At 65.3% G+C, this 24,935-nt stretch carries 23 protein-coding genes and 1 tRNA gene; 4 read left to right on the forward strand and 20 right to left on the reverse strand.

The window, feature by feature from the left end; translation table 11 throughout:
* Positions 1 to 3 precede the first annotated feature (3 nt).
* Both PLZ73_07915 and PLZ73_07920 read right to left on the reverse strand, forming a co-directional pair.
* Positions 4 to 702, reverse strand: coding sequence for an acetate--CoA ligase family protein (locus tag PLZ73_07915; GenBank protein HOO77798.1), 699 nt, complete (start codon positions 700 to 702; stop codon positions 4 to 6).
* A gap of 22 nt (positions 703 to 724) precedes the next feature.
* Positions 725 to 2,149, reverse strand: a complete 1,425-nt coding sequence (locus PLZ73_07920; protein ID HOO77799.1) for a CoA-binding protein — start codon at positions 2,147 to 2,149, stop codon at positions 725 to 727.
* Between the two features lie 107 nt (positions 2,150 to 2,256).
* Here PLZ73_07920 and PLZ73_07925 point away from each other — a divergent pair, with 107 nt between their 5' ends.
* Positions 2,257 to 3,054, forward strand: coding sequence for a hypothetical protein (locus tag PLZ73_07925; GenBank protein ID HOO77800.1), 798 nt, complete (start codon positions 2,257 to 2,259; stop codon positions 3,052 to 3,054).
* A 19-nt stretch (positions 3,055 to 3,073) separates the two neighbouring features.
* A complete protein-coding gene (locus PLZ73_07930) occupies positions 3,074 to 4,105 on the forward strand; it encodes a nucleoside kinase (GenBank protein ID HOO77801.1) in 1,032 nt (343 codons plus the stop codon).
* Here the strand turns inward: PLZ73_07930 and murJ are convergent.
* Complete coding sequence (murJ, locus tag PLZ73_07935; GenBank protein HOO77802.1) at positions 4,099 to 5,700, reverse strand: murein biosynthesis integral membrane protein MurJ; 1,602 nt, start codon at positions 5,698 to 5,700, stop codon at positions 4,099 to 4,101. The two genes, PLZ73_07930 and murJ, sit on opposite strands and share 7 nt — an antisense overlap.
* Positions 5,701 to 5,812: 112 nt before the next feature.
* Here murJ and rpsT point away from each other — a divergent pair, with 112 nt between their 5' ends.
* Positions 5,813 to 6,085 carry a 30S ribosomal protein S20 gene (gene rpsT, locus PLZ73_07940; protein HOO77803.1) on the forward strand — a complete coding sequence of 91 codons (273 nt, stop codon included), beginning with the start codon at positions 5,813 to 5,815 and terminating at the stop codon, positions 6,083 to 6,085.
* Position 6,086: 1 nt separating this feature from the next.
* Here the strand turns inward: rpsT and holA are convergent, their stop codons facing one another.
* From holA to nusA, 16 genes are all read right to left on the reverse strand, one after another.
* The gene (gene holA / locus PLZ73_07945; GenBank protein ID HOO77804.1) at positions 6,087 to 7,130 is read right to left on the reverse strand and encodes a DNA polymerase III subunit delta; all 1,044 of its coding nucleotides are present in this window, start codon (positions 7,128 to 7,130) and stop codon (positions 6,087 to 6,089) included.
* Positions 7,108 to 7,614 (reverse strand): LptE family protein, encoded by a 507-nt coding sequence (locus PLZ73_07950; GenBank protein HOO77805.1) that lies wholly within the window; start codon positions 7,612 to 7,614, stop codon positions 7,108 to 7,110. Before PLZ73_07950 ends, holA begins: the two co-directional genes overlap by 23 nt.
* Positions 7,611 to 8,591, reverse strand: a complete 981-nt coding sequence (bamD, locus tag PLZ73_07955; protein ID HOO77806.1) for an outer membrane protein assembly factor BamD — start codon at positions 8,589 to 8,591, stop codon at positions 7,611 to 7,613. Before bamD ends, PLZ73_07950 begins: the two co-directional genes overlap by 4 nt.
* Before the next feature lie 35 nt (positions 8,592 to 8,626).
* Positions 8,627 to 9,139, reverse strand: a complete 513-nt coding sequence (locus PLZ73_07960; protein ID HOO77807.1) for a phosphatidylglycerophosphatase A — start codon at positions 9,137 to 9,139, stop codon at positions 8,627 to 8,629.
* Positions 9,123 to 9,731, reverse strand: a complete 609-nt coding sequence (gene pgsA / locus PLZ73_07965) for a CDP-diacylglycerol--glycerol-3-phosphate 3-phosphatidyltransferase (protein HOO77808.1) — start codon at positions 9,729 to 9,731, stop codon at positions 9,123 to 9,125. Before pgsA ends, PLZ73_07960 begins: the two co-directional genes overlap by 17 nt.
* Complete coding sequence (gene rimO, locus PLZ73_07970; GenBank protein ID HOO77809.1) at positions 9,728 to 11,065, reverse strand: 30S ribosomal protein S12 methylthiotransferase RimO; 1,338 nt, start codon at positions 11,063 to 11,065, stop codon at positions 9,728 to 9,730. Before rimO ends, pgsA begins: the two co-directional genes overlap by 4 nt.
* Positions 11,062 to 11,820 (reverse strand): DUF4115 domain-containing protein, encoded by a 759-nt coding sequence (locus PLZ73_07975; GenBank protein HOO77810.1) that lies wholly within the window; start codon positions 11,818 to 11,820, stop codon positions 11,062 to 11,064. The genes rimO and PLZ73_07975 overlap by 4 nt, the downstream gene beginning before the upstream one ends.
* 4 nt (positions 11,821 to 11,824) lie before the next feature.
* The gene (locus PLZ73_07980) at positions 11,825 to 14,272 is read right to left on the reverse strand and encodes a DNA translocase FtsK 4TM domain-containing protein (protein ID HOO77811.1); all 2,448 of its coding nucleotides are present in this window, start codon (positions 14,270 to 14,272) and stop codon (positions 11,825 to 11,827) included.
* Between the two features lie 22 nt (positions 14,273 to 14,294).
* The gene (gene pnp / locus PLZ73_07985) at positions 14,295 to 16,397 is read right to left on the reverse strand and encodes a polyribonucleotide nucleotidyltransferase (protein ID HOO77812.1); all 2,103 of its coding nucleotides are present in this window, start codon (positions 16,395 to 16,397) and stop codon (positions 14,295 to 14,297) included.
* 32 nt (positions 16,398 to 16,429) lie between these two features.
* Positions 16,430 to 16,699 (reverse strand): 30S ribosomal protein S15, encoded by a 270-nt coding sequence (gene rpsO / locus PLZ73_07990; GenBank protein ID HOO77813.1) that lies wholly within the window; start codon positions 16,697 to 16,699, stop codon positions 16,430 to 16,432.
* Positions 16,696 to 17,658 carry a bifunctional riboflavin kinase/FMN adenylyltransferase gene (locus tag PLZ73_07995; GenBank protein HOO77814.1) on the reverse strand — a complete coding sequence of 321 codons (963 nt, stop codon included), beginning with the start codon at positions 17,656 to 17,658 and terminating at the stop codon, positions 16,696 to 16,698. The genes rpsO and PLZ73_07995 overlap by 4 nt, the downstream gene beginning before the upstream one ends.
* Positions 17,655 to 18,365, reverse strand: a complete 711-nt coding sequence (gene truB / locus PLZ73_08000) for a tRNA pseudouridine(55) synthase TruB (GenBank protein HOO77815.1) — start codon at positions 18,363 to 18,365, stop codon at positions 17,655 to 17,657. The genes PLZ73_07995 and truB overlap by 4 nt, the downstream gene beginning before the upstream one ends.
* Position 18,366: 1 nt before the next feature.
* Positions 18,367 to 19,374 (reverse strand): DHHA1 domain-containing protein, encoded by a 1,008-nt coding sequence (locus PLZ73_08005; GenBank protein ID HOO77816.1) that lies wholly within the window; start codon positions 19,372 to 19,374, stop codon positions 18,367 to 18,369.
* Positions 19,340 to 19,741, reverse strand: coding sequence for a 30S ribosome-binding factor RbfA (gene rbfA / locus PLZ73_08010; protein HOO77817.1), 402 nt, complete (start codon positions 19,739 to 19,741; stop codon positions 19,340 to 19,342). Before rbfA ends, PLZ73_08005 begins: the two co-directional genes overlap by 35 nt.
* 62 nt (positions 19,742 to 19,803) lie before the next feature.
* On the reverse strand, positions 19,804 to 21,810 hold the full coding sequence (gene infB, locus PLZ73_08015; protein ID HOO77818.1) for a translation initiation factor IF-2: 2,007 nt from the start codon (positions 21,808 to 21,810) through the stop codon (positions 19,804 to 19,806).
* 15 nt (positions 21,811 to 21,825) lie between these two features.
* Positions 21,826 to 23,103, reverse strand: a complete 1,278-nt coding sequence (gene nusA / locus PLZ73_08020; GenBank protein ID HOO77819.1) for a transcription termination factor NusA — start codon at positions 23,101 to 23,103, stop codon at positions 21,826 to 21,828.
* 838 nt (positions 23,104 to 23,941) lie between these two features.
* On the opposite strand from nusA, the gene PLZ73_08025 reads away from it, so the two are divergent.
* Positions 23,942 to 24,016 (forward strand) — tRNA-Pro (locus tag PLZ73_08025).
* A 423-nt stretch (positions 24,017 to 24,439) separates the two neighbouring features.
* Here PLZ73_08025 and cutA read toward each other — a convergent pair.
* Positions 24,440 to 24,766, reverse strand: a complete 327-nt coding sequence (gene cutA, locus PLZ73_08030; GenBank protein ID HOO77820.1) for a divalent-cation tolerance protein CutA — start codon at positions 24,764 to 24,766, stop codon at positions 24,440 to 24,442.
* Positions 24,767 to 24,935: the final 169 nt, after the last annotated feature.

Here is a 24,935-nt window from a genome sequence, read left to right on the forward strand (position 1 = left end):
GCATCAGGCCAGAATAATACGGGCGTCGAGGGCCCGGGCGCCCCGGCCGTCGACCAGAACGGGGTTGGCGTCGAGTTCGGAGATGCGCGGATGCTCCAGCATCAGCCGGGAGACCCTGCTGATAAGGTCGGCCAAAGCCTCGAAATCGATCGGGCCGGCGCCCCTCATTCCTTCCAGGATGGGGAAGGTGCGGATCGATCGGATCTGGCGCAGGGCCTCTTCCCGGGAAACCGGCGCCACCCGGAAAGCGACGTCCTTGAGCACCTCGACGAAAATCCCTCCCAGCCCGAACATGACGATGGGTCCGAATTGGGGGTCGGTGCTGGCCCCTACGATCACCTCGCGCCCGTCGGGAACCGAGATCATTTTCTGGACCAGGACTCCGCGGATCGAGGCTTCGGGGTCGTAGGCCGCGGCGTTGGCGACGATCTCCTTCCACGCCGCTTCGACTTCCTTTCCCGTTTTCAGGCCGACCTTGACTCCCCCCGCGTCCGATTTATGCACGATCTGCGCGGACATGATTTTCATGACCACGGGATAGCCGATTTCGGCGGCGGCGGCGGCGGCGTCCTCCGCCGACACCGCCAGGCGCCCCGGGGCGACGGGGATGCCGGCTTCGGAGAAGATCTTCTCCGCTTCGTATTCGAGCAGGGTTCTGCGGCCTTCCGCCGCGGCTTCGTCGAGGATGGCGTCGATCTTCATCTCTTTCTCCTCGGCTCCGGGGTTAGGCCCGCAGCCGGTACTCGCCGTAATCGGCCAGGGCTTTCATGGTGTACGCGGCGGCTTTGACGTCGAAAAAATTGGGGATGTCGTGGTCGGCCAGGTACTGGATGCCCTCCGCCGAGATCATCCCCCCCATGAAAGCCGCCAGGGTCGGCTTCGCGTATTTTCTGGCGGTCTCGACCACCGCCCGGGCGTCGCCGAGGTTGTCCGTGACCGCCTGCAGGGTCTGAATCACGATGACCCCGTCGTAGCGGTCCGAACTCATCACTTCCTCCAGCACCGCCCGGTAACGGTCGGGGCCGGCGTCGCCGACGATATCGAAAGGGTTCCCGCGGGACCAGGCCGGGTGAAGGAGCCCGGTCCCGTCCAGGCGCTTGATGCATTCGGGCGAGGGGTCCGGTAGTTCCAGGCCGACTTCCTGACAGTAATCGGTGCACATGACGCCGCAGGCCCCCCCGTTGGTGACGATGGCGACTCTCCTTCCCTTCATCAGGGGCTGGTGGGCCAGGGCGCGGCTGATGGAAAGCAGTTCGGTCAGGTTGTCGGCCAGGATCACGCCCGCTTGGCTGAAGACGCCCCGGTAGACGGCGTAGCTTCCCGAAAGCGATCCCGTATGGGAAGAAACCGCCTTGGTTCCCTTGGCCGAACGCCCGGCCTTGAGGGCCACGATCGGCTTGATTTTGGAGACCTCGCTCGCCACCTCCAGGAACCGGCGCCCGTCGCTGACGCCCTCGATGTAGAGGGCGATCGCCCGGGTGTAGTCGTTGTGGGCAGCCCAGGCCAGAAAATCGGGCACATCCAGGTCGGCTTTGTTCCCGTAGCTGACGACCGCGCTGAATCCGTATTTCTCGTCGATGGACCAATCGATGATGCAATCGACCAGGGCGCCCGACTGGCTGAAGAGGGCCACGGGTCCGGAAAAAGGGAGCGTGATCCCGAAACTGGCGTTGAGGTTTCCGGGAGGATAGAGGCTGCCCAGGCAGTTGGGGCCGATAACCCGGATTCCGTATTCCCGGGCCACCACCATGAACTCCTCCTGCAGCTTTTTCCCGCTCTCGCCGGCCTCGCCGAAACCGGCGGTCAGGATGACTGCGCCCTTCACCCCTTTGCGCCCGCATTCTTTCATGGCCCCGGCAACGGCCGGGCCGGGAACGCAGAAAACCGCGACATCCACCGGTCCGGGCGCGTCCAGAACCGACGGGTAGCAGGCCAGCCCCAGAATTTCCTTTTCTCCGGGGTTGACCGGGTAGATTCCCCCGTCGAACCCCCGCAGTCCCGGACGCGGGAACTCGCCACCGTCGATCAGGCTTTTAAGCACGGTATGGCCGACTTTTTTATCCTTGCGGGAAGCTCCGATCACGGCCACTCCCCGGGGATAAAAAAAAGGATCGATTTCGTCATGAAGGGCTTTCAGATCAACCGACATCGCGAACCTCTGATTCTTGCACGGCGTTTTCGTTGGGCGGCGCGGCCGCCGAAGGAACATATTTATTCTATTGTCTCCGGGCTTACCTTCAATAAGATTCTATCATCATGAACGGCGCCGTCTTGACAGCCCTCCTTCTGGCCGCCGCGGCCGGGAACGGGAACGGAACTCCCCCCCCGGCCGGGAAGGTGCTGGTCCTGGAAGCCCGGGACCCGGCGGGGGACCAGGATTTTCCGGTCGCCCCCGGAGGTTCCTATGCGGGGGGAGACCTGACCGGAGCCCGCCTGACGGTGGCGGTGGTGGAAGTGGATCGGGCTCCGCAGACCCGGGGACGGGGGCATCCCTGCCTCTATATCCCCTTGAAGCTGGAGCTGGAAACCGAGCCCGACCTGCGCGGCGGGGAGATCCAGCGCAACATCTACGTCTCCCTCCCGCCTCTCTTCATCGAGCACATCGCCGTCCGCAACTCGTTTCTCCGGGGCGACGAGCAGGTGCTCCTGGACGGAGAGCGGGAATGCTCCTTTCTCACCGGAATCGACCCGGTCGACGATCTGGCGGTGGAGACCTTCCGGGAAACCGAAACCTACCGCAACTGCTCGTTCGACGCTCCCTTCTCCCTGCGCTACGACAGCTTCCGCGAGGCGTCCCAATACTCGATTAACCGAAAAACGACGTACTATTTTCCCCCCTCCGAATCTTTCTGCTGGACCGAGATCCCCCCCCTGAAGGTGTCGCTGGCCCTGAGCGTCTGCGAAACCGACCTGGGAGTCGCCGGGCCCCTGGCCCTCCTGGTCGCCGACAGCATGTCGTCGGGGTGGACCGCTCTTTCCGACCGGGGGGGGGAGGCGCTGGAACTACTTGACACATCTTCCCGAAAAGGGGATACTAATAAAACCGGCAGATAGTTACGAAAGGAGCACAACCATGGACGCCCAATATATCCAGAACATCCCCATGCAGGTCATCGAAGGGACGTTGACCTGGAACCGGGAGCAAAACGTCGATACCGTCCAGGGGTTGAACCGCCGCATCGCCGAGGGCAGTTTCGCCGATCTGGTGAAAGCGTCCGACGAACGCTACCACTGGTTCACCCGAACGGCCGCCGAAGCCATCATCAACAGCCCCAAGCCGATACGTCTGGTGATCATTGCCGGCCCCTCCAGCTCCGGGAAAACCACGGCTACGATCAAGATCTCGGAGCGGCTCAAGGAAAAAGGGCTGGAACTGGTGCCGATGGTCCTCGACAACTATTTTTTCGACCTGGAGATGCACCCCAAGGACGAATACGGGGATTACGATTTCGAGACGCCGCAGGCGCTGGATCTCCCCCTGATCAACAAGCACCTGGGGGACCTCCTGGCCGGCAAGGAGATCCGGATGCCGATCTACTCCTTCAAGACCGGCAAAAGGCTCCAGGAGACCGTGCCGCTGAAGCTGTCGGAAAACGAAATCGTTCTCATCGACAGCCTCCACGGCCTTTACGAACCCATGACCAGCAGCGTCCCCGCCGCCAACAAGTTCAGGCTCTACATCGAAACCCTCTCCCAGCTCAAGGACGTTCACGGGGAATGGACCCGTTGGACCGATATCCGGCTCCTGCGCAGGATGATCCGTGACAGCTGGCACCGCAGCTACTCGCCGGTGCGCACCATCGGCCACTGGCATTACGTGCGCAGAAGCGAAATGAAGCATATCGTCCCCTTCATCACCGAAACCGATTTCGTGGTCAACGGGGCTCTGGCCTACGAACTGCCCATCCACAAGAAATACTCGTTCGCCGCCCTCAAGGAAGCGATGGACGAGTTCAAGGACGATCCCGGAAAGCAGGACGCCTACATCCGGGCCCGCCGGGTCTACGAGCTGCTCGACACCATCACCGTGGTGGAAGACGATTCCTGCATCCCCGGGAAGTCCCCCCTACGGGAGTTCATCGGAGGCAGCGAGTACTCCTACTGAACGCCCCCGGCGGGGGGACCGGCGTTCGCGTCCGGGACCGCCCGCGGATGGAACTCCTTGCGGAAATCGATCCCCAACAGCCGCGAGGAGGCCCAGTAGACTCCCAGGGAGGCGGCCAGGGGGATTCCCAGCGTCGGCAGGCGCGCGGAGAGACCTTCTCCGGGGAAAAGACGGCCGCAGAGGAAGATGGCCCCCACGCACGCTCCGCTCATAACCGCGGTGGCGGCGGCGGCGCGGCCCAGCAGTTCCCACATCGGCCGGTAACTCCCCGGGACCTTCGCCCGGAGGAACTTCAGAAGCAGGCCCAGGTTGATGAACGCGGCCAGTGCGGTGGAGAGGGCGAGCCCCCCCGCGCCCAGGCCGTCCCGAAGCGGGGGAATGAACACCACCGCCAGGTTGCAGGCCAGGTTGAAGGCCATGGCCGCCAGCCCCGCCCGAACCGGGATGCCCGGCCGCTGGAGCGCGTAAAAAACCTGGGACGTGACTTTCAGCCCCATGAAGGCGACCAGGCCCAGACTGTAGTAGAGCAGGACCCAGGCCGTGGCCTGGACCGAAGCGCTGTCGAACTGGTTGCGCTGGAAAAGGGCGCCGATCAGGGGCCGGCGCAGCAGGATCAGCCCCATCGTGGAGGGAAGCCCCACCAGGAAAATCAGTTTCATCGAACGCAGATAGGTTTCGCGAAGGCCCGCGAAGCGCGCGCCGGCCGCCTGGCTGGACAGGAGCGGGAGAATGACGGTGGCCAACGCGGCCCCGAAGAGACCCAACGGAAGCTGAACCAGGCGGTTGGCGTAGTAGAGAGCGGAAGGGGCCCCCTCCCCCAGGAAGCCGATGGCCAGGACCCTGTCCACCAGCGTGTTCAACTGGAAGACGGCCAGCCCCACGATCCCGGGGCCCATGAGGAGAATTATCCTCCTCATTCCCGGGTGCCGGAAATCGAGCATGAACCGGAAGCGGAACCCCCTCCGGTAGAGGACCGGAATCTGAACGGCCAACTGGGCCACTCCTCCCGCCAGAACCCCGAGAGCCAGCCCGAAGATCCGATCCTCGAGCCGCGGCCCGTAGAGCGGACAAATGACGAAGAGCGCGGCCAGCCAGGCTATGTTGAGGACGACCGGGGAGAAGGCCGGGACCGTGAAGTGCCGCAGGCTGTTGAGCAAACCCGCGATCAGGCCGACCAGGCAGATGAAGAAAAGGTAGGGGAGCATCACCCCCGAAAGGCCGAAAACCAGGGCCGATTCTTCCCGTCCCCAGGAGGCCAGGGCCCAGCAGACCGCCATCCCCGCCAGGACCAGGGCCGCCAGGACCACGGCCAGAGTGCTGATCACGACCGACGCCAGCTTCCAGGCCTCGGCCCGGCCCTTCCCTTCCAGGTATCCGGTGAAGACCGGCACGAAGGCGGCGGTCATGGCCCCTTCGCCGAAAAGCCGGCGGAAAAGGTTGGGTATGGTGAAGGCGACGACGAAGGCGTCCCAGGCCGCGCTGGTGCCGAATATCGAGGCGGTGGCGATGTCCCGGATCAGGCCCAGCACCCGGCTGACCATGGTCGCCGAACTGACGATCCCGGCGTTCTTCAGCAGCTGTCCCCGTTCCCTCATCTCCATCCTTGCTCAAGGGCGATTTCGGGTTGACGGCGCCTTGAGCGGGTACTATAGTACCCCGAATTGACGGTAAAACACGATCATTCCAACGATTATCGGGAGAAACGACATGCCTCAGATACGATCGGCCGAGAAACGACTTCGGCAGAACGAACGCCGTGCCGCCAGGAACCGGACGATCCGGGCTCGGATGCGGACCGGTCGGCGCGCGGTTCTGACCGCCATCGCCGCCGGGGACGCGGAAAAAACCGAGACCGCTTTCCGGCGTTACTGTTCGATGCTCGACCGGGCCCAGGTCAAGGGCATCGTCAAAAAGAACTTCGCCGCCCGGCAGAAAGCCAGGTTTTCCGCGCGCTGTCGGCCCGCCGGGCCCGCTCAGTAGTTCAAACGCCCCCGCGGCGCCCCTTGCCGGCGATCGCGGACGCGGTTTTCAGCGCCGTCAGCTCCAGAACCACGCCGGGAACGGAACCGGTCTCCTTCATGGAGGCATCGGCGGCGGCCAAATCCCGGTAGATGCCGGGAATGAGTCCGGGGGACAGCGCCCGGACCTGAGCCAGGAACTCCTCCCGATACCAAAACACTCCCGCCGCCCGGCAGATTTCCTCGTTTCCCCCGCCCGACTCCAGGGCGGCGCGGCCCCGGGCCAGGCGCCGGAAATGCCGGGCCACCGCCGCCAGCAGGCCCACCGGATTTTCCCCGTGGGCGAGCAGCCCGCCGATCGCGCGCAGGGCCGCGGGCGCGTCGCCCGAAAAAATAAGTTTTCCCAGGGAGAAGAAATCCGTCTCCCGGCTGCGGCCGGCGATTTCGGAAACGCGTTCTTCGTCGATCTCCGCTCCTTCCCCGAACCTCAGGGAAAGTTTTTCCAGCTCCCCTTCGAGGGCGAACCGGTTGGTGCCCACGGTCTCCAGGAGAGCGGCGACGGCGGCTGGAGTCAAGCTCACCCCGCGCCGGCGCGAGGTCTCCGATATCCACTTCTTCAGGGCCACCGTGGACGGGGCCCTGAATTCATGGAGAAACGGGGCGGGAATACGGCGCGCCGGGCTCCATTCCTTCCTGCTCTTGGCGATCAGAAACACCAGGCAGGCGTCGGGATCGGGCTTCTGAAAATAGTCTTCCATCGCCTTCCAGGACGCCGCCGGGATTTTTTCCGCCCGGTCGACCACGACCAGTCTCCCCTCCCCCTCTTCCGGCGACGGGGAGAACAGGTCCATGGCGACGGTCCGGGCCGAGTCCAGGATCTCCGCCGGGGAGGTCTCGTCCCCCATCAGGAAATCGTACCCCGGAGCGGCCGGCCCGGAGCGGCCGGCCTTGATGGAGGAAACGAACTCGGCTTTGGCATAATCGTCTTCCCCCAGCAAAAAAGCCAGGGGGGGGCGGCGTCCGCCCCGGAGGGAGGCGGAGGCCTTACCAGTAGCTGACGACGGCATCGACCACTTCCCGGGCCAGGTCCCGGTAGGCCAGGGGCCTGGCATTCTCTTCGGACTGGGGCAGGCTCCCCTCCACGAAAAAGTCGGTTTTCCCCTGTACCGTCTGGTGGGCGACCAGCTTTTCTCCCGTACGCCGGTCGGTCAGGGAGATCCGGGCCCTGATGATCAGGCGATATTCGTCGACCTCGTCGTCGTCGCGCCCGGAAAGCCCCATCACCCGTCGGGTCCAGTCCACGATCTCCCCCTGAAGCACGGTATCGGCGTCGCTGCGGGGCACCGGCTGAAGGTTCCCGTCCTGGCGGAGGCGGTTGATGACGGCGTCGGTGATATCGACTTCCACCCCCACTTCCTTGGTGGAGTTGACGAAGGTGGGGACGTACACCGTCCTCAGATTGGGAGGCAGCGTCGTCCCCACCTGGTAATGAGAGCACGCGCCGGCCAGCAACAGCCCCCCCCCGGCCAGGATGCGGACCAGCCCCCTCACTCCTCCTCCGAATCTTCCGTCGGGTTCCATTCCTCCTCGGCCACCTCTTTCTCCAGCAGCTTCTGTTGGGCCGCGGCGGGTTCGACCACCGGGATCCGCTCCCGCGCCTGGGCGGCCCAGGTCGTATTCGGATATTCTTCCGCGACGGTCCGGTAGTAGATCAGCGCCCCGACCGGGTCGCCCCTGTTCTGGTAATACTTGCCGATCCGGAAATCCTTTTCCGCCAGCCTCTCCCGCAGTTCCGCCTCCATCTCCCCGGCCTCGCCGGCCCGGGGATCGTCGGGGTAACGGCCGATGAAGAGCTGGAACCACTTCAGGGCGCGGCGGCTTTCCGTCTGATCGTAGTTGGAGGAACGGGAAAGCTGGAAGGCGCAGTAGCCGTGCTGGAAAATGGCTGAGGAAACGACGTCGCTGCCGGCGTAGTTCTCCAGGATGAGATCGTATTCCACCTCCGCTTCCCGGTACCTGCCGTCTTCCTGGATGGCGACGGCCAGGTTGTACTGGGCCTGCGGGGCGATGGGACTGAAGGGGGCGGTCTTGACCATGGTCTGGAAGATGGTCTCGGCGGTGGAGAGCCCCGAAGAAAAGAACCCGTCCTCTTCTCCGCCGAGATACTGCTCTCCGATCCGGAACTGGCGCTGGAGAATCTCGTTGAGGCTGCCCTCCCCCGGATAATCGTCGAGGATCCGCTGGTAGGTCTCGAAGGCATCGAAAAGATCCCCCCGGCGTTCCTGCACTTCTCCCAGCCGCAAAAGCGCGTCGGGGGCCTGGGGAGCGTGGGGAAAATCGTCGATCAGGTCTTCGTAGCAGTCGACGGCTTCGGACAGGTCTCCCTCCTCCTCGGCGGCGAGCCCCCGGCGGTACAGGGCCGCGGCCAGGGCGTCGGTCGCCTGCTCTTCGGGATCGGCTCCCGCCGCCGGCACGACGGCGCACAAGGCGAAGACGACGATCAGGATTGCACACGGAGCGAACTTCATGTCAGGCGTCTCTTTCTCCCGGGTCGGGCGACATCTCAAAACCGAAAAACCGCTTTCATGATCCTCAGGCAGAGATTGGCGTAAATCCCCGCCGCCATATCGTCGGCCATGATCCCCCATCCCCCCGGCAACCCTTCCAGGTTCCGAACCGGGACGGGCTTGAGTATATCAAATATCCGGTTGAATACAAACCCGGCAAGAATCAGGAGCCAGCCCCCGCCCCGGCCGGCGACGGGGATGAAGGCGAAGGTCACGAAAACGCTGAAGGCTTCGTCGATGACCGCCTCGGGGGGATCGGCCCTTCCCATCGCGGTTTCCATCCGGGAGCAGGACCAGACCCCGATCGCGAAAAACGCCGCCATGAAAACGGCGAACGCCCAGCCGGCGGCGGAGACGTCGGCGGGAACGAGTCCGGGAGCGGCCCGCTTCAGGATCAGAAACCAGACCAGCCCGGCCGCTGCCCCCACGGTCCCGGGCGCGACGGGAAGAAATCCGGCGTAGAAGAACGAGCCGAAAAACAACGCGGCCTGTTCAGTCGTTTTCCTCACCCGTCCCCGCCGGCATCGCTTCCCGCTCCATCTCCACCAGGAGACAGCGGTAGTTGCTGACCATGTAATACAGGCCGGAGAAGGTGGTCATGAATACGGTGGCCCAAGCCAGGACCATGATCACCCAGCGGTACTGCTCCACGTCCGCCCGGGAGTCGTAGAAGAGGCTGAGGTAAAGCAGGGTCCCGGCGACGGCGACCACCTGGGATATGGTCTTGTGCTTTCCCCATCTTCCCGCCGGCATGATCTTCCCCTGCCCCGCGGCCAGAAGCCTCAGGCCGGTGATGGCGAACTCGCGGCTGATGATGACGATCGCCATCCAGGCGGGGAGCCCGATCTCGGGGATGCTGACGAAACAGATGAACGCCGACGAGATCAGGATCTTGTCCGCCAGGGGATCGATCAGCATCCCCAGGCGCGTGACCTGTCCCCGGGAACGGGCCAGGACGCCGTCGAGATAGTCGGTGAGCATGGCCACGAGAAAGATGGTCAGGCCCAGAAGATAGTTTCCGCTGAAATCGAGAGACAGCGCGGCCACGAAAAACGGGGTTGCCAGCAATCTGGCGACCGTCAGTTTGTTGGGCAGATTCATTCCCCGGCCTCCGGCGCCGATTCGGTGCGAACTTCTCCGGCCACGCGGCCGAAGAGATCATAATCGGAACTGTCGTCGATCTCAACCCAACAAAATTCGCCGGGCGGCGGGCGGCGCCCCTCCAGGATCACTCCCCCGTCGATTTCGGGCGCCTGAAACCAGGCTCGGGCGTTCGCGCCGCCCTCCGCCGTCTCCGGATCCACCCCCACCGCCGCGATCGTCTTCCCCCGGTACCCGGCGAGGACCTCGGCCGAAATCTCGCGCTGCCTGAGCATGATCTTTTCCCGCCGCCGAGCCGCCGTTTCCGGCGGAACCCGGGGCCGGTCCCGGTAAGCCGCCGTCCCCGGCTCCGGGGAATAGGCGAACACCCCCAGGTGATCGAACCGGGCCCATTCCACGAACTCCATCAGCCCGGCGAATTCTTTCTCGCCTTCACCGGGGAACCCGGTCATCAGGGTCGTGCGCAGAACGATTCCGGGCACCGTTTCCCGGCAGCGTTCCACCAGACGGACCTGGCTTTCCCGGGTAAGGCCCCGCCCCATTCTTTTCAAGATCGAAGTGTCGGCGTGCTGGAAAGGGATGTCCAGGTAGGGGAGGAGCCGGGCCGATGAAGCCATCCTCTCCAGCACCCCCGCCGCCAGGTGCCCGGGATGGGCGTACAGGAGCCGCAGCCATCTGATCCCGTCGACTCCCTCCAGGGAATCGAGCAGCCGTTCCAGCCCCCCTTCTTCCCCCCGGTCGCGGCCGTAGGCCGCGGTATCCTGGGCGATCAGGATCAGCTCCCTGACCCCGCGCTCCGCCAGGGAGCGGGCTTCGGCCAGGATATCGCCGGGGGGACGGCTGGCCAGGCGACCCCGCAGGGAGGGGATCAGACAATACCGGCAGCGGTTGTCGCAGCCCTCGGCGATGCGCAGATAGGCGAACGGCGGCGGCGTGGAGACGATGCGGGAGGAAGCTGGGGCGGCCGGCTCTCCTTCCGCCTCGCCCAGGCGGCGGCGGATCAGGAGCGGGAGCCGGCGGTAGTCGGAGAAGCCGACCAGCAGGTCCGCTCCCGCGACCTCCCCCCTCCCCCGATCCGCCAGGTATTTGACCAGGCAGCCCGTCGCCACCAGCAACCGGCAGCTCCGTTTCTTATAGCGGGCCAGGCGGCGGATTTCTTCCTCGGCTTCTCGTCGGGCCTCGGCCAGAAAGGCGCAGGTGTTGCAGACGACGACCTCCGCTTCCGCCGGGTCCGCCGTGATCTCGAATCCCGCCCCGGCCAAGGAGCCCAGGAGGACCTCGGAATCGACCCGGTTTTTGGGGCAGCCCAGGCTGACCAGGCCGACACGGGTCATTGCGCCCGCACGCCCGATCGGGTCACCCGCAACCGGGCGGGGGAAGGCAGATCGGAAGGCAGGGGCAGGCGTTTTCCGTCGAGGAAAAATTCGACCCGGTCGGGAACGGCCACCTTGACCGAAAAATAATCCCGGGCGCTTCCCTGGTAGGCGTCGCCTTTCTTCAAGGTGCTGAAGAATTTGAGAACCCCGTCGGGGGAAACCTCGATCCAGGCGTCCTGCGCCGCCCGTATCTCCAGGATCAGGCGCGCGGAGTCTTCCGCCGCCGCGCCCGCGGTCAGGGGGATCCGGGCGTCGGATCCGGGCAGATAAGGGCTTTCGACGACCTCGAAACCGGTTCGGTCGGTGCCCGGCGCGACCAGGCTGGCGCCCAGGCGCAGAAACCCCAGGATCAGCAACCCCGCCGCCGCCGCCGCCCCGACGGCCAGGAGAACGCTGCGGGTTTTTATCCTGGAAAAGCGGGGGATGGGCTCGGTGCGGCTCCGGTCCAACACCAGCGCCTCGTCGACGGGATGGCTGGAGGCGGCGTAGGCTTCCACCACCGGCTCGGGGTCCGCGTCCAGGAACCGGCAGTAGATCTTGATGAATCCCCGGGAATACGCGGGAGAAGGCAGCAGTTCGAACCTCCCCGCCTCCATCGACTCCAGGTATTCCTGCTTGATCTTGGTGACCTGGGCGGCGGATTCCAGGGAAATCCCGCGGGCTTCACGGGCCCGTTTGAGGCCGCCGCCGATTTCTCTCATGGACGCCGTCATGGGCTCAATCCTCCGGCTCCACGGCCTGATCGGCCAGGGTGGCGATAAGAATCTCCCGGGGCTTCATTCCCTGGGCCGGCCCCACCACGCCCTTCTCTTCCAGAACGTCCATCACCCGGGCCGCCCGCGAGTATCCTATTTTCAGTTTACGCTGGAGGATGGAGACCGAGGCCTGGCCGTTTTCGCGGATGACGTCGATGGCCGCTTCCAGCATGGGATCGTCGGCGGTTTCCTCGGCTCCCCCCCCCGCCGCGCCCGGCCCCGCGGCGGTCCGGGAGAAGATGGTCCGATCGAACTCGGGGGAGCGCTGCTGATTGATGAAATCGACCACCGCGGTGATCTCGTGGTCGTGGCAGAACGTCCCCTGGGCCCGGAGCATGTTGCTGGAACCGGGAGGAACGAAGAGGAGGTCGCCGTTGCCCAGCAGCTTGTCGGCCCCGCCGGCGTCCAGAACGGTGCGGGAATCGACCTTGGCCGCGACTTTGAAGGAAATCCTTCCCGGGAAGTTGGCCTTGATGATCCCGGTGATGACGTCCACGGAAGGGCGCTGGGTGGCCAGGATCATGTGAATACCGACCGCCCGGGAAAGCTGCGCCAGCCGGGCGATGGCGCTTTCGATCTCGCGGGGGGCGGTGATCATGAGGTCGGCCAGCTCGTCGATGAGCAGGACGATGTAGGGAAGCCGTTCCGGCATGTCCTCCTCGTCGCCGCTGCGGTCCCGGTTGTTGTAGCCGGCGATATTGCGGGCCGGGACCCGGGCGAGGAGGTCGTAGCGTTCTTCCATCTCCTTGACCAGCCAGTTCAGGGCCATGGCCGCTTTCCCGGCTTCGGTGATGACCGGGCAGAGCAGGTGGGGGATCTTGGTATAGGCCGTCATCTCCACTTTTTTGGGGTCGACCATGATCAGCTTGAGCTCGTCCGGAGTCCGGGCGAACAGGAAACCCATGATAATGCCGTTGATGCACACCGTCTTGCCCGAACCGGTGGCCCCGGCGATGAGCAGGTGGGGGATCTTGGTCAGATCGGTGATGACCGGTTTCCCCGAAAGGTCCTTCCCCACCGGTATGGGAAGCACGTGGGAACGGGACCGGAATTGATGCGACTCGACCATTTCCCGGAGCGAAACCAGGGTGGTGGAGGGGTTGGGAACCTCGATCCCGATGGCCCCCTTGCCGGGGATGGGGGCCAGGATGCGCACGGAGGTGGCCTTCATGGCCAGGGCGATGTCGTTCTCCAGGGCCTTGACCCGCCCCACTTTCACTCCCGGCGCGGGCTCGACCTCGTAACGGCTGATGGCGGGGCCGACCTCCATCCCCACCACTTTGGCCTCGATCCCGAAGTCCATGAGGGTGGTTTCCAGCACCCGGGCGTTCTGATCGGCGTCGCCGGCGGCGGCCCGGCCCCGGCTGGGCGCGGGCTGATCGAGAAGCTCGGTGGAGGGAAGGACGAAGGGCCCCCCGGGAGCGGCTTTGCGGGCGGAGGCGGCCCGGGGACGGGCGGGGGCCGGCGGGGCTGGCCGGGGGGGGGACGGTTCGGCGGGAGCCGAAACGGACGCCGGTTTCTCCTGCTGCTTCTGCTGGAGCCGGCGCTGACGCTCCTGTTCCTTGGCCTGTTTCTTCTCCTCGCGCCGTTTCCGGGCTTCGGCCTCCTTCTGGGCGCGGGCCTCGGCTTCCTCCCGTTTCTTCTCCTGTTTCCGGGCTTCCATCTCCCGCCGGCGGCTTTCCAGCGCCTGACGCTGGCGGCGTTGAGCTTCGGCGGCGGCCGCGGCCGGTGACCCGGGGCGCCGGGCCGTGCGCTTGGCCCCGGTGGGCATCACCGGGGGCCTCAGAGCGGGACGGGCGGTTTCGGGAACCGGCGGGCGGACGCGGGGACGCCGCCGGCGGCGGAAAAGCGAAGCGATCCCGCGCCCCAGCCGGGCCGCGGCCGCGCCGGCGATGAAAAACGGTTTGAGGTCCGTGAGCACGGAGATGGAGACGACCAAAACCGTGATCAGTACCAGCCGGCTGCCGACCAGGCCCAGGTTCTCGAAGAGAAAGCCCCCGGCCGCCGCGCCCCACGCGCCCCCCAGCCCGATCTCCTGGAGTTCCCACCCGATGCGGGAATCGGGGATGGAGGTCTGGATGCTGAAGAGCGGGGCGAAGCTGAGAACGGCGGCCAGCTCCAGAAGCAGCCTGACCGCGACCGGACGGCGCGGGCCGGGCCCGGCGGCCAGGCACCCCACCCCCTCCCCCAGCAGGAAAACCGGGACGGAGTACGCGCCCCACCCCAGAAGGAGGAAGAGGGCGAGCGCCGTCCACGCCCCGCCCTTCCCGATGTAATTGAAGACGGGGATCTCCCCGGAAGCCTGTCCGACGTCGCCGGGTTGATAGGTGGCCAGGCTTAACAGAACGAAGACGGCGCCGGCTACGAGCAACAAGCCCCACGCAGGAGAGTGTTGTCTATCCGGCGCCATCCCGATCCGGAGCAGCCTTCGGTCAGCTCTTGTTTTCGGCCAGAACCGCCTTCCGGCTGAGTTTGATCCGACCCAGATTATCGATGTTGATAACCTTGACTTTGATGATGTCGTCCACCCGGACGACGTCCTCGACCTGGGCCACGCGGTGTTCGTCGAGTTCGGAGATATGCACCAGGCCGTCCTTGCCGGGAACGATCTCCACGAAAGCCCCGAAGGGCTTGATGCTCACGACCTTCCCGGTATAGATCTGCCCGACCTCGACCTCGGCCACCATGGCTTCGATGGCGGAACGGGCCCGCTCGGCGGCTTCCAGGTCGGAAGACGATATCTGGATCAGACCGTCGTCTTCGATGTCGATGGTGACCCCCCACTTCTCCATGGCCTTGATGTTCTTGCCCTTGGGCCCGATCACCAGGCCGATCTTGTCCGGATCGATCTGGATGGCCAGTATCTTGGGGGCGTAGGGCGAGATCTCGGGACGCGGGGCCGGCTGGACCGAATCCATGATGTCCAGAATCCTGACCCGGGCCTGCCGGGCCTGGGAGAGGGCCCGGTGCATGATCTCCTCGGAGATGCCCTTGACCTTGATGTCCATCTGCAGGCCGGTGATCCCGTCCCTGGTCCCGGCGACCTTGAAGTCCATGTCGCCCATGGCGTCCTCGTCGCCGAGGATGTCGGTGAGGATCAGGGTCTGATCTTCTCCCTTGAGCAGGCCCATGGCGATTCCGGCCACGCCCGCTTTCACCGGGACCCCGGCATCCATCAGGGAAAGGCTCCCGCCGCAGATGGAGGCCATCGAGGAAGAACCGTTGGAGGAGAGGATGTCGGAAACCACCCGGATGGTGTAGGGGAAGGCCTCCTCGGTGGGAAGGACCGGCAGCAGGGAGCGTTCGGCCAGGTGGCCGTGCCCGATTTCACGGCGCTTGGGGCCGCGGTCGGGGCGGGCTTCCCCCGTGCAGAAGGGCGGGAAATTGTAGTGCAGCATGAACCGCTTGGTCTTCCCCTCCCCTTCATGGAGGCCGCCGATGCGCTGGCGGTCGCCGGGGGTCCCCAGCGTGGTGATGACCAGGGCCTGGGTTTCGCCGCGGGTGAAGATGGCCGAGCCGTGCGTCCGGGGAAGCACCCCCACTTCCGGGGTGATCTGGCGGATGTCTTCGGTCCCGCGGCCGTCGATCCTGACCCCCTCGGTGAAGACCATCTGCCTCATGGCCTTCTTCATGACGGCGCCGTAGGCGGCATTGAACTCCCACTCCTCGGTTTCCGGGTCCTCCTCCAGAAAATCGACGAAGGTCCGGTCGCGGAGTTCGACCAGGGCCGCGCCCCGCTCTTTCTTGATCTTGATCCGCAGCAGCCCCGGCAGTTCGTCTCCGACCGCCGCCACCATCTTCTTCAGGATCGCCTCGGAAGCCTCCTGCAGCGGAAATTCGACGGGTTCGGGGTTGACTTCGGCCTTGAACCTGACCTGAGCCTGGCAGCTTTCCTTGAGGGCTTCGTGGCCGAAGATGATCCCCTTGAGCACAACGTCCTCGGGAACGATCTGGGCCCCGCCCTCGACCATCATGATGGCGTCCTCGGACCCGACGACGACCAGGTCGAGCACGCTTTTCTCCAGCTGCTCCTCGGTGGGGTTGATCACGTACTCGCCTTCGATCAGGCCGACCCGCACGCCTCCGATCGGGCCGGAGAAGGGAAGCCCGGAGACCATCAGGGCCGCGGAAGCGGCGTTGACGCTGATGATGTCGGGATCGTTCTGGCCGTCGGAGGAAAGCACCCAGGCGATGACCTGGACCTCGTTGCGCATGCCCTTGGGAAAGAGCGGCCGGATGGGCCGGTCGATGATCCTGGAGGTGAGTATCTCCTTTTCGGTCGGGCGCCCTTCGCGCTTGAAAAAACCGCCGGGGATTTTTCCGGCGGCGGAAATCTTTTCCCTATAATCGACGGTGAGGGGGAGAAAGTCGGTTCCCATACGCGGCTGCTTGGCCGCCACCACGGTGACCAGCACCACGGTGCCTCCGCAGGTGGCCGTCACCGCGCCGTTAGCCTGGCGGGCCAGGTGACCGGTCTCGAAGACGATCTCCTTGCCCCCGAGCATACAACTGATCTGCTTCTTCATTGATTCCATGCCTCTTTCTGGTTCCACTGGTCCTCTTCAGCTTATTTTCGTAACCCGAGCCGCGCGATGACGTCGCGGTACTTTTCCGGATCCGCCTGCTTCAGATACCGCAGGTGCTTCTGGCGGCGGCTGACCATGATGATCAGGCTGCGCTGGGTCCGGAAATCCTTGCGGTGCTGCTTCATATGCTCGGTCAAACGCTTGATCTGATCGGTCAAAAGGGCGATCTGGACCTCGGACGAACCGGTGTCCCGTTCGTGCTTGCCGAAATCGGATATGACCCGGGCCTTTTCTTCGGCGGTTATGCTCATTCATCCTCCTCGTTGCGCTTTTCTGAATTTTTTTCCGTTTTCAGTTCCATTCTGGCGATTTGTTCGTCCGTCCGCATTCTGGCGAGCAGTTCCGGCACGGAATCGAAACGTATATCTTGCCTGATCCTGGAGAGCAAGTACACTTTTATTTCTCGCCCGTAGAGGTCCCCGTCCCAGTCGAAGACATGGGCCTCGTTCCGGCTAAGACCGGCGCCCAGGGTGGGCCGGAAACCCCGGTAGAAGAGGCCTCCGCCCAACCGTTCCCCCCCGCACTCGACAACGGCGGCGTAGACCCCCGGAGCCGGGGGCAGCTGCCGGGGGGTGAAATTGGCGGTGGGATACCCCCACTCCCGGCCGCGGCCGTCCCCCGGTTCGACCGTTCCGGAAACGGAGTGGAACCTCCCCAGAAAAGCGGGGACTTCGCCCACTTCCCCCCGTTCCACCCGATCCCGGATCAGGGAACTGCTCACCCGGAGGCCTCCGACCGCCAGGGGGGGGACGACCAGCACCTCCACCCCGGCTTCCGCGCCCAGGGATTTCAAGAGCGTCGACCCGCCGGCCCGGCCTCGGCCGAACCGGAAATTTTCCCCCACCGCCACTCCGGAGAGGCCCAACCGCCGGGAGACCACGTCTTCGACGAATTCCCGGGGGGACATGGCCGCCAGCTCGTCTTCCAGGCGCACCGCCCAGCAGACGTCCACCCCGCCCGCGGCTAAAAGTTCCAGCCGCTCCCGCAGCGTGGTCAGCAGCCTCCTCCCCGGGGCCGGTTCCGTTCCTTTCCCATTTTCGTCGGGGGGGACGAAGGTGAGCACCCCCAGGGGGCGGCGGGGGCCGGCCTGGGCCCGGGCCCGATCCAGGAGCAGCCGGTGGCCGAGATGAACGCCGTCGAAGATGCCGATGGCGGCGAGGACCCGCCCGGCGCCGGAAGCGACGGGCTCCAGCGATGAAAAGACCTTCATCCCGCCTCCCCTCCCGGCGCGGGCAGGAGGAAATCTTCGGCCTCCCCCTCCAGGATCTTCTCCAGCGGGAAGGCCTGCTCCAGGCGGTACGGGCCCACCCGCGTCCGCCGCAGCGAGGCCAGGCAGGCGCCGCAGCCGAGCCGGAGGCCGAGGTCGTGGATCAGGGTCCGGACGTAGGTGCCCCCGGAACACGCCACTTCCAGCCCGGCGAGCGGCGGTCGGAACCAGACCAGCTCCAGCCTGCTTACCGTCACCTTCCGCGGGGAACGTTCCACCGTCTTGCCCTCCCGGGCCAGCTTATAGAGCGGTTTGCCCCTGAACTTGAGCGCCGAAACCATGGGGGGCACCTGCTCGATCTCTCCCCGGAACGCTTCCAGGGCTTCTTCCAGCTCCTCCCGGGTCACCCGCGAAGGGTCGGCTTCTCCCAGGGTGCGCCCGGTCGCGTCCTGGGTGTCGGTCCACCTTCCCAGGAGGGCTTCCGCCCGGTACTCCTTGCCGCCCCCCAGCAGGTTCCGGGCGGTGCGGGTGGCTTTTCCGCAGAGAACGATCAGGAGGCCGGTGGCCATGGGATCGAGGGTTCCGCCGTGTCCGACTTTCCCGAACTTGAACCGGCGGCGGATGCGGGCGACCACTCCGAAGGAAGTTATCCCCGCCGGCTTGTCCACGAGCATGATCCCCCCGGCGTCCTTCCCCCTCGGCCCCGGCATCTTACCCGCTCCTTTTCCCTCCCCGGGGCCCGGCGGCGGCGACGGCCGCGCGCACTCGGCGCAGGACCGCCGGCACCACCGAACCCAGGTCGCCCGGGACCTCGGCCCCGGCGGCGGCGGCGTGGCCCCCGCCGCCGAAGTGCGCGGCGATCCGGTTGACGTCGATGACGTCCGGCTCCTTGGACCGGAAGGAGACCTTGACCCCGCCCCGGTGCTCGGCGAAGAGCAGCGCCACCCGGGTGGAGGCCAGGTCGCGCGGCTGGGCGATGAGAGCGTCGTTGGTGTCGTCGAAGAAATGAAACCGGGCGGTGGTTTCCCGGTCCAGGCAGACGTAGCCGATCAGGCCGTCGCGGGTGACGTGGAGGTTGGAGAGCGCCGCCGCCAGGAGCTTGAGGCTGGAGGGATCGTACACGTTGTACACCTTTTTGTAGATCTCGTAGGGGACCAGCCCCTTCGCGGTCAGGCGGCCGGCCAGCTCGAAGATCTTCTTCCCCTGCCCGGGGGTGACCATAAACTGGAATTTCCCCATGTCGGTGAGGAGGGCGACGTAGACGCAGAGAGCCAGGTCCCGGCCGAGGGGGACGCCCAGGCGCCGGCCCAGGCGCAGCACCATCTCCGCGGTGCAGGGGGCCGAAGGGTCGATCCAGTCCAGGCCGGTATACCCCGGGTTGGAGACATGGTGATCGATGGCGGCCCGGACCGTCCCGGGTCCGATGAGGTCGAGGGCGCGGCCCAGGCGCGGGGGCGAGGGGGTGTCGAGAAAGAGGGCGACCTGGGGACGGAAGGGCAGCGGCCCCTGAAAAAGAATCTCGGAAGCGCCCGGGAGGAAGGCGAAATTGGGCGGGATCCGATCGGTGTTGAAGACCGCCGCCCGCTTGCCCAGCGCCCGCAGGACCAAGGCCATGGCCAGACTGGAACCGACGGCGTCGCCGTCGGGGTGGAGGTGGGAAGCCACCAGAAACGAGCGGTGCCCGTCAATCAGTTCCAGGAGTCTCTTCGGTATCCTCATCGTCGTCCGCGGGGAGCTGGCCGTCTTCCCGGCGCAGGCTGCCCAGCATCTCCTCGACTTTCATGGTGTAGGCGATGGAATCGTCCCGGTGGAAGAAGATCTTGGGGCTGTAGCGGAGACGGAGCGCGGACGCCAGTTCCCGCTGGATGAAGCTCCTGGCGCTCTCCAGCCCCTCGAGCGTCTTGGCGACCTCTTCCTCGCTTCCGTAGACGCTGACGTGGATGTGGGCGTTCTTCAGGTCGGGGGTGACGTCGACTCCCATCACGCTGACGAAACCGATCCGGGGGTCGCGGGCGCCCTTCCCGATGATCTCACCCACCACCCGCTGGATCTGATGTTCCACTCGCTGCTGGCGTCGGCTTTTCACTTCTCGTCGGGCCTCTTCGGCGGCGGGCCCCGGACGACGTTCCGCCGCCCGACGCCGACCCCTTACAGGCGCCGGGCCGTCCGGGTCACCTGGATCGACTGCAGGACGTCGCCGGCCTGGAAATCATGAAAATTGGCGAGCGCTATTCCGCATTCCTGCCCGCTGGTAACTTCCTCGACCGAATCCTTGAACCGCTTGAGCTGGGAAATCGTGTCCTCGGTTACCGTTTCGCCTTCGCGGCGGAGGCGGACCTTGGCCCCCTTGCGGAGTTTCCCCGATTCCACCCGGCAACCCGCGATCCGGCCCACCTTGGAGATTTTGAAGACCTCGAGGACGACGGCTTCCCCGGTCACGGACTCTTCCACGATCGGGGAGAGCATCCCTTCCAGGGCCAGCCGGATCTCGTCGACGGCTTCGTAGATGATATTGTAGAGCCGAACGTCCACCCCTTCCTGGCGGGCCAGTTGCCGCACCCGGGTGTCGATGCCGACGTGGAAACCGACCACCACCGCGTCCGAGGCGGAGGCCAGCATGATGTCGGATTCGCTGATGTCCCCGACGTCGGAGCGGATGATGTTCAGCGCCACTTCGCTGTCGGAGAGCTGGGCCAGGAGCGAGCCCAGGGCTTCGACCGAGCCCTGCACGTCGCCCTTGAGCAGGATGCGCATGTCCCGGGTGTGGCCCTCGGCCAGTTTCTGGAAAAAGTCCTCGAGCGTGGTCTTGCGCGCTTCTTCCTGGGCGCGGCGGCGGCTGCTTACCTTCAATTCCTCGGTGATCCGCCGGCCCTGGACCTCGTTCTCGACCCCGCGCAGGATGGCGCCGGCTTCGGGAACGTCGTTCAGCCCCAGGACTTCCACCGGCGTCGCCGGCCCCGCGGCCTTGACCGGCTGCCCCCGGTCGTCGAACATGGCCTTGACCTTGCCCGTGCATTCCCCGCAGACCACGGCCTGACCGACCTTGAGGGTTCCGTTCCGGACCAGGACGGTCGCCACCACGCCCCGTTTCCCCGAAAGCTTGGCCTCGACCACGATTCCCTCCACCGGGCCCTCGGGGTCGGCTTTCAGCTCCATGATCTCGGCCTGGAGCAGGAGCATTTCCAGAAGTTCGCTCAGCCCCTTCTTGGTCGTGGCCGAGACCTCGACGCAGAGGACCTCGCCCCCCATCCCCTCGGGAGCCAGGCCTTTTTCGACCAGCTGCATCTTGACCCGGTTGGGATCGGCCGCGGTCTTGTCGCATTTGTTGATGGCGACCACCACCGGGACGTCGGCGGCGCGGGCGTGGTCGATGGCCTCCAGGGTCTGGGGCATGATCCCGTCGTCGGCCGCCACCACCAGGACGACGATATCGGTCAGGTTCGCCCCCCGGGCGCGCATGGTGGTGAAGGCGGCGTGGCCGGGGGTGTCCAGGAAGACCACGCCGTGGCCGCCGGCGTCGACGCGGTAGGCCCCGATATGCTGGGTGATCCCCCCCGCTTCCTTGGCGGTGATCCGGGAGCGCCTGATGGCGTCGAGGATGGAGGTTTTGCCGTGGTCGATGTGGCCCATCAGGGTGACGACCGGCCCCCGGGGCTTGAGGTTCTCTTTCCGGGCCGCCGGCGCCGCGGCCGGGGCGGCCGGAGACGGGGGCGGAGGCGCCGCCTGGGCTTCGTCCTTATCCTTGACCGCGGTCTCGGAGACGAGTTCGTACCCGTAGTCGGCGGCCATGACCCCGGCCGTCTCCTCGTCCAGGAACTGGTTCAGGGAGGCGAAGATGCCGTTGTCCAGAAGCCGCTTGATCAGGATGTTGGGTTTGACGTCGATCACCTCGCACAACTGCTGGACCGTGACCGGGAACTTGACCGTCAGCCGCCGGGGCTGCTCCGGAGCTTCTTCGGGAGCGGCCTCTTCCGCGGCGGCGGGAGCGCCCGCTTCCTCCGCGGCCGGGGCGGACAGCTCCCGGCGCGCGATTTCGGCGTCATCGTCGGAGATCGAAGAAGAATGGGATTTTACCTCGATCCCCTTCGCCCGCAGCAGCTCCAGCAGTTCCTTGCTGCTGACCTCGAGTTCCCTGGCTAATTCGTATACTCTCATCTTTCTCCTGGGCGGTTAAGCGGTCTCGGCGCGGCCCCTGTCCTTCTTGTTCTTTTCCCGGGCCGCGACCGCGTCCCGGGCGGAAGCGATGATGCGCTCCGCCGTTTCCTCGTCCACCCCGGGAACGGCGAGAAGGTCTTCCTTGTCGGAGATGGCCAGCACCGGCACCCCGGTGAAGCCCGCTTCCACCAGCGCGCGGGCCAGGGCCGTGTCCACTTCGGGCAGGCGGGAAAGCGCCCCGATCGCGTCCTTGACGTCCTTGAGCACTTCTCCTTCCCGGTAGATGTCGATCTGCCACCCGGTCAGGCGGGAGGAGAGGCGCACGTTCTGGCCCTTGCGGCCGATGGCCAGCGAAAGCTGGTCTTCGTCCACGATCACTTCCGCTTCTTCCTTGGTTTCGTCGATGGTCACCCGCTTGAGCTTGGCCGGGCTCAGGGCGTTGGTGATGTAGGTCACCGGATCGGCGTCCCAGCGGATGATGTCGATCTTCTCCCCGTTGAGTTCCCGGACCACGCTCTTCACCCGGCTGCCGCGGATGCCGACGCAGGCCCCGACGCAGTCCACCCGGGGATCGTCGGACCAGACCGCCAGCTTGGTCCGGTACCCCGCCTCCCGGGCGATGGCCTTGATCTGGACCACCCCCTGCTCGATCTCCGGGACTTCCATCTCGAAGAGGCGGCGCACGAAATCGGGGTTGCTCCGGGAGAAGATGACTTCCGGGCCCCGGGGGCCGTCCTTGACCTCCAGGATCAGGGCCCGCAGGCGCATGCCCAGGTGGTACTCCTCCTGGGGGCACTGCTCCCGGAAGGGGAGGATGGCCTCGGTCCGGTCCAGGTCGATGAAGACGGTCTGGCGCTCGATCCGGCGCACGATCCCGCTGGCCAGCTCACCGGTCCGCTCCTGGAAGGTCTCGCGCACCACTTCCTTCTCGGCCTCGCGGATCTTCTGCATCACCACCTGCTTGGCGGTCTGGGCGGCAATCCGCCCGAAGCGCTCGGTCGGGACCGGGATCCGGACTTCGTCCCCGACCTTGATCGCCGGGTCGAACGTGCGGGCATCCGAGAGGGAGATCTCGCTGCCGCGGTCCTCGACCTTCTCCACCGCGATCAGGCAGGCGGAGGCGCGGATGTCGCCGGTCTCCGGGTCGACCGTGACTTCCAGGTCACGGGCCGACTCCACCGCCTTCTTGGAAGCCGAAATGATGGCGGTCTCGATCGCCTCGATGAGCACCTCGCGGCTGACGCCCTTGTCCTTCTCCATGTATTCGAAAAATGCCAGCAATTCTCTGTTCATCGTCTTCTCCCCCTTCCTCCCGCCGGGAGGTACACCCCGTACCCCTGCCCGCCCCGGTAAATAAAAAAGTGGGTTGCCACCCACTTTAACCAGGTACGGGCACTGTCCAACCTGATGAATATAGCGGGACCGGCGGTCCCGGGTCAAGACGAAAAAAGGCGCCCCCGGCGGGGGAAGGGTTCAGGGGAAGAGAAGCATAGAGCATAGGGCGAGTAAGAGGGGCCACCGCCGGCCCCCCCTAGGGTTCAGGGGAAGAGAAGCATGGAGCATAGGGCATAGGGCAGAGAGTAAGAGGCCACCGCCGGCCCCCCCTAGGGTTCAGGGGAAGAGAAGCATGGAGCATAGGGCATAGGGCAGAGAGTAAGAGGCCACCGCCGGCCCCCCCTAGGGTTCAGGGGAAGAGAAGCATGGAGCAGAGAGCAAAGAGCAAGAGGCCACCGCCGGCCCCCCCTAGGGTTCAGGGTTCGGGGTTCAGGAGGGAGGGCCCCTCACAACATATGGGAATGTCCGCAGACCTGCCTTCCGGCAGACAGGTTACACGGATTAAAAAGCTAAGATTACGCAGATGGGGGAATTGCAGGATGCTCCCACTGGACACCGTGAATCATCTCCGCAGCCCTCAACCCTCAAAAATCCTCTGTGGCCTCGGTGCTGAGAAGCATAGCGGTTTATCCCACAATGGCCCATATTCTCTCCGACCTGAACCCCGAACCCTGAACCCTCTCATTTTCCCCCTTCATGACCTTCATGTTCTTCATGGTAGAACCACATCGGCCTGAACCCTGAACCCTAATTTGCCCTCCCCCGCGGCGGCGCTTTCGGGTATAGTCCTTCCCCGCGGGGCGTGGCGCAGTCCGGTTAGCGCGCCTGCTTTGGGAGCAGGAGGTCCCCGGTTCGAATCCGGGCGCCCCGATTCCGGCCGCACAAGGCACAAAAACTCAAAAGACCACCCCGCCTGCGTTTCTTCTGGGGGTCTCGTTGCCCGGCCCCATCCCTTGACTTATAAAGATGTTATGTCACCCCGATACGCATCACGCAGCAAGAAACGATAGCCCATAGACACAGAGGATTTTTATCAGAGTAATTAGAGTACAAAAATCCCCAGGTGCGGGGCGGTTCCTACTGAATTCTGAATACTGTATTCTGAATTCTTCCCCCCAATCAGAGTTAATCAGGTGCAAAAATCCCCAGGGGCCGAGGGGGGGGTGCCTCCTTCCTGAACCCTGAACCCCGAACCCTGAACCCTAGGGGGGGGACGGCGGTGGTGCTCTCTATGCTCTATGCCCTATGCTCCATGCTTCTCTTCCCCCTCCCCTGAACCCTGGCCCCTTCTTCCTCACTCCCCCTCGGTTTCGGCGGCGATCCAGTCCAGATAGCCCCGATCGCCGGCGGCGGGGAGGACCAGGATCTCGGGGAGCTGGTAGGGGTGGAGCTCCTTGATCCGGACCACGGCGGCCTGCGCCTTCTCCGGAGAGGTCTTGACCAGGACCTGGCGCTCGGCGGTCCGCTCGGTCTTCCCTTCCCAGCGGTAGATCGATTGCCCCGCCGCAAAGACGTGCACGCAGGCGGCCAGGCGCTCGGCCACCAGGGACCCGGCGATCCGCCCGGCGTCCTCGGCGGTCGCGCAGGCGGTCAGGATCAGAGCGGCTTGCTTCGTCGTCATAATAGTAGTCCCTCATCCGTATGATTTTTATTCTACCATGAAGGGGGAAAATGAGAGGGTTCAGGGTTCAGGGTTCGGGGTTCGGGGTTCAGGGCTCTATGTTCTCTGCTCTATGGAGCGATCAAGACATAGGTGACACTTTAGGTTCAACACATAGGTAACACTTCCC

The organism is bacterium (assembly GCA_035380285.1).
In the GTDB taxonomy this organism is placed as follows: Bacteria; Auribacterota; Erginobacteria; order Erginobacterales; family DAOSXE01; genus DAOSXE01.

Coding starts and splice junctions, on each gene's coding strand:
- rimO (HOO77809.1), bottom strand. CDS start 11,065: ATGACCCGTGTCGGCCTGGTCAGCCTGGGCTGCCCCAAAAACCGGGTC.
- PLZ73_07930 (HOO77801.1), top strand. CDS start 3,074: ATGGACGCCCAATATATCCAGAACATCCCCATGCAGGTCATCGAAGGG.
- bamD (HOO77806.1), bottom strand. CDS start 8,591: ATGAAGTTCGCTCCGTGTGCAATCCTGATCGTCGTCTTCGCCTTGTGC.
- PLZ73_08005 (HOO77816.1), bottom strand. CDS start 19,374: ATGAGGATACCGAAGAGACTCCTGGAACTGATTGACGGGCACCGCTCG.
- infB (HOO77818.1), bottom strand. CDS start 21,810: ATGAGAGTATACGAATTAGCCAGGGAACTCGAGGTCAGCAGCAAGGAA.
- PLZ73_07980 (HOO77811.1), bottom strand. CDS start 14,272: ATGGCGCCGGATAGACAACACTCTCCTGCGTGGGGCTTGTTGCTCGTA.
- murJ (HOO77802.1), bottom strand. CDS start 5,700: ATGAGGGAACGGGGACAGCTGCTGAAGAACGCCGGGATCGTCAGTTCG.
- pnp (HOO77812.1), bottom strand. CDS start 16,397: ATGGAATCAATGAAGAAGCAGATCAGTTGTATGCTCGGGGGCAAGGAG.
- PLZ73_07920 (HOO77799.1), bottom strand. CDS start 2,149: ATGTCGGTTGATCTGAAAGCCCTTCATGACGAAATCGATCCTTTTTTT.
- rpsT (HOO77803.1), top strand. CDS start 5,813: ATGCCTCAGATACGATCGGCCGAGAAACGACTTCGGCAGAACGAACGC.
- nusA (HOO77819.1), bottom strand. CDS start 23,103: ATGAACAGAGAATTGCTGGCATTTTTCGAATACATGGAGAAGGACAAG.
- holA (HOO77804.1), bottom strand. CDS start 7,130: ATGCCGTCGTCAGCTACTGGTAAGGCCTCCGCCTCCCTCCGGGGCGGA.
- pgsA (HOO77808.1), bottom strand. CDS start 9,731: ATGAATCTGCCCAACAAACTGACGGTCGCCAGATTGCTGGCAACCCCG.
- PLZ73_07995 (HOO77814.1), bottom strand. CDS start 17,658: ATGAAGGTCTTTTCATCGCTGGAGCCCGTCGCTTCCGGCGCCGGGCGG.
- rpsO (HOO77813.1), bottom strand. CDS start 16,699: ATGAGCATAACCGCCGAAGAAAAGGCCCGGGTCATATCCGATTTCGGC.
- PLZ73_07915 (HOO77798.1), bottom strand. CDS start 702: ATGAAGATCGACGCCATCCTCGACGAAGCCGCGGCGGAAGGCCGCAGA.
- PLZ73_07975 (HOO77810.1), bottom strand. CDS start 11,820: ATGACGGCGTCCATGAGAGAAATCGGCGGCGGCCTCAAACGGGCCCGT.
- truB (HOO77815.1), bottom strand. CDS start 18,365: ATGCCGGGGCCGAGGGGGAAGGACGCCGGGGGGATCATGCTCGTGGAC.
- cutA (HOO77820.1), bottom strand. CDS start 24,766: ATGACGACGAAGCAAGCCGCTCTGATCCTGACCGCCTGCGCGACCGCC.
- PLZ73_07925 (HOO77800.1), top strand. CDS start 2,257: ATGAACGGCGCCGTCTTGACAGCCCTCCTTCTGGCCGCCGCGGCCGGG.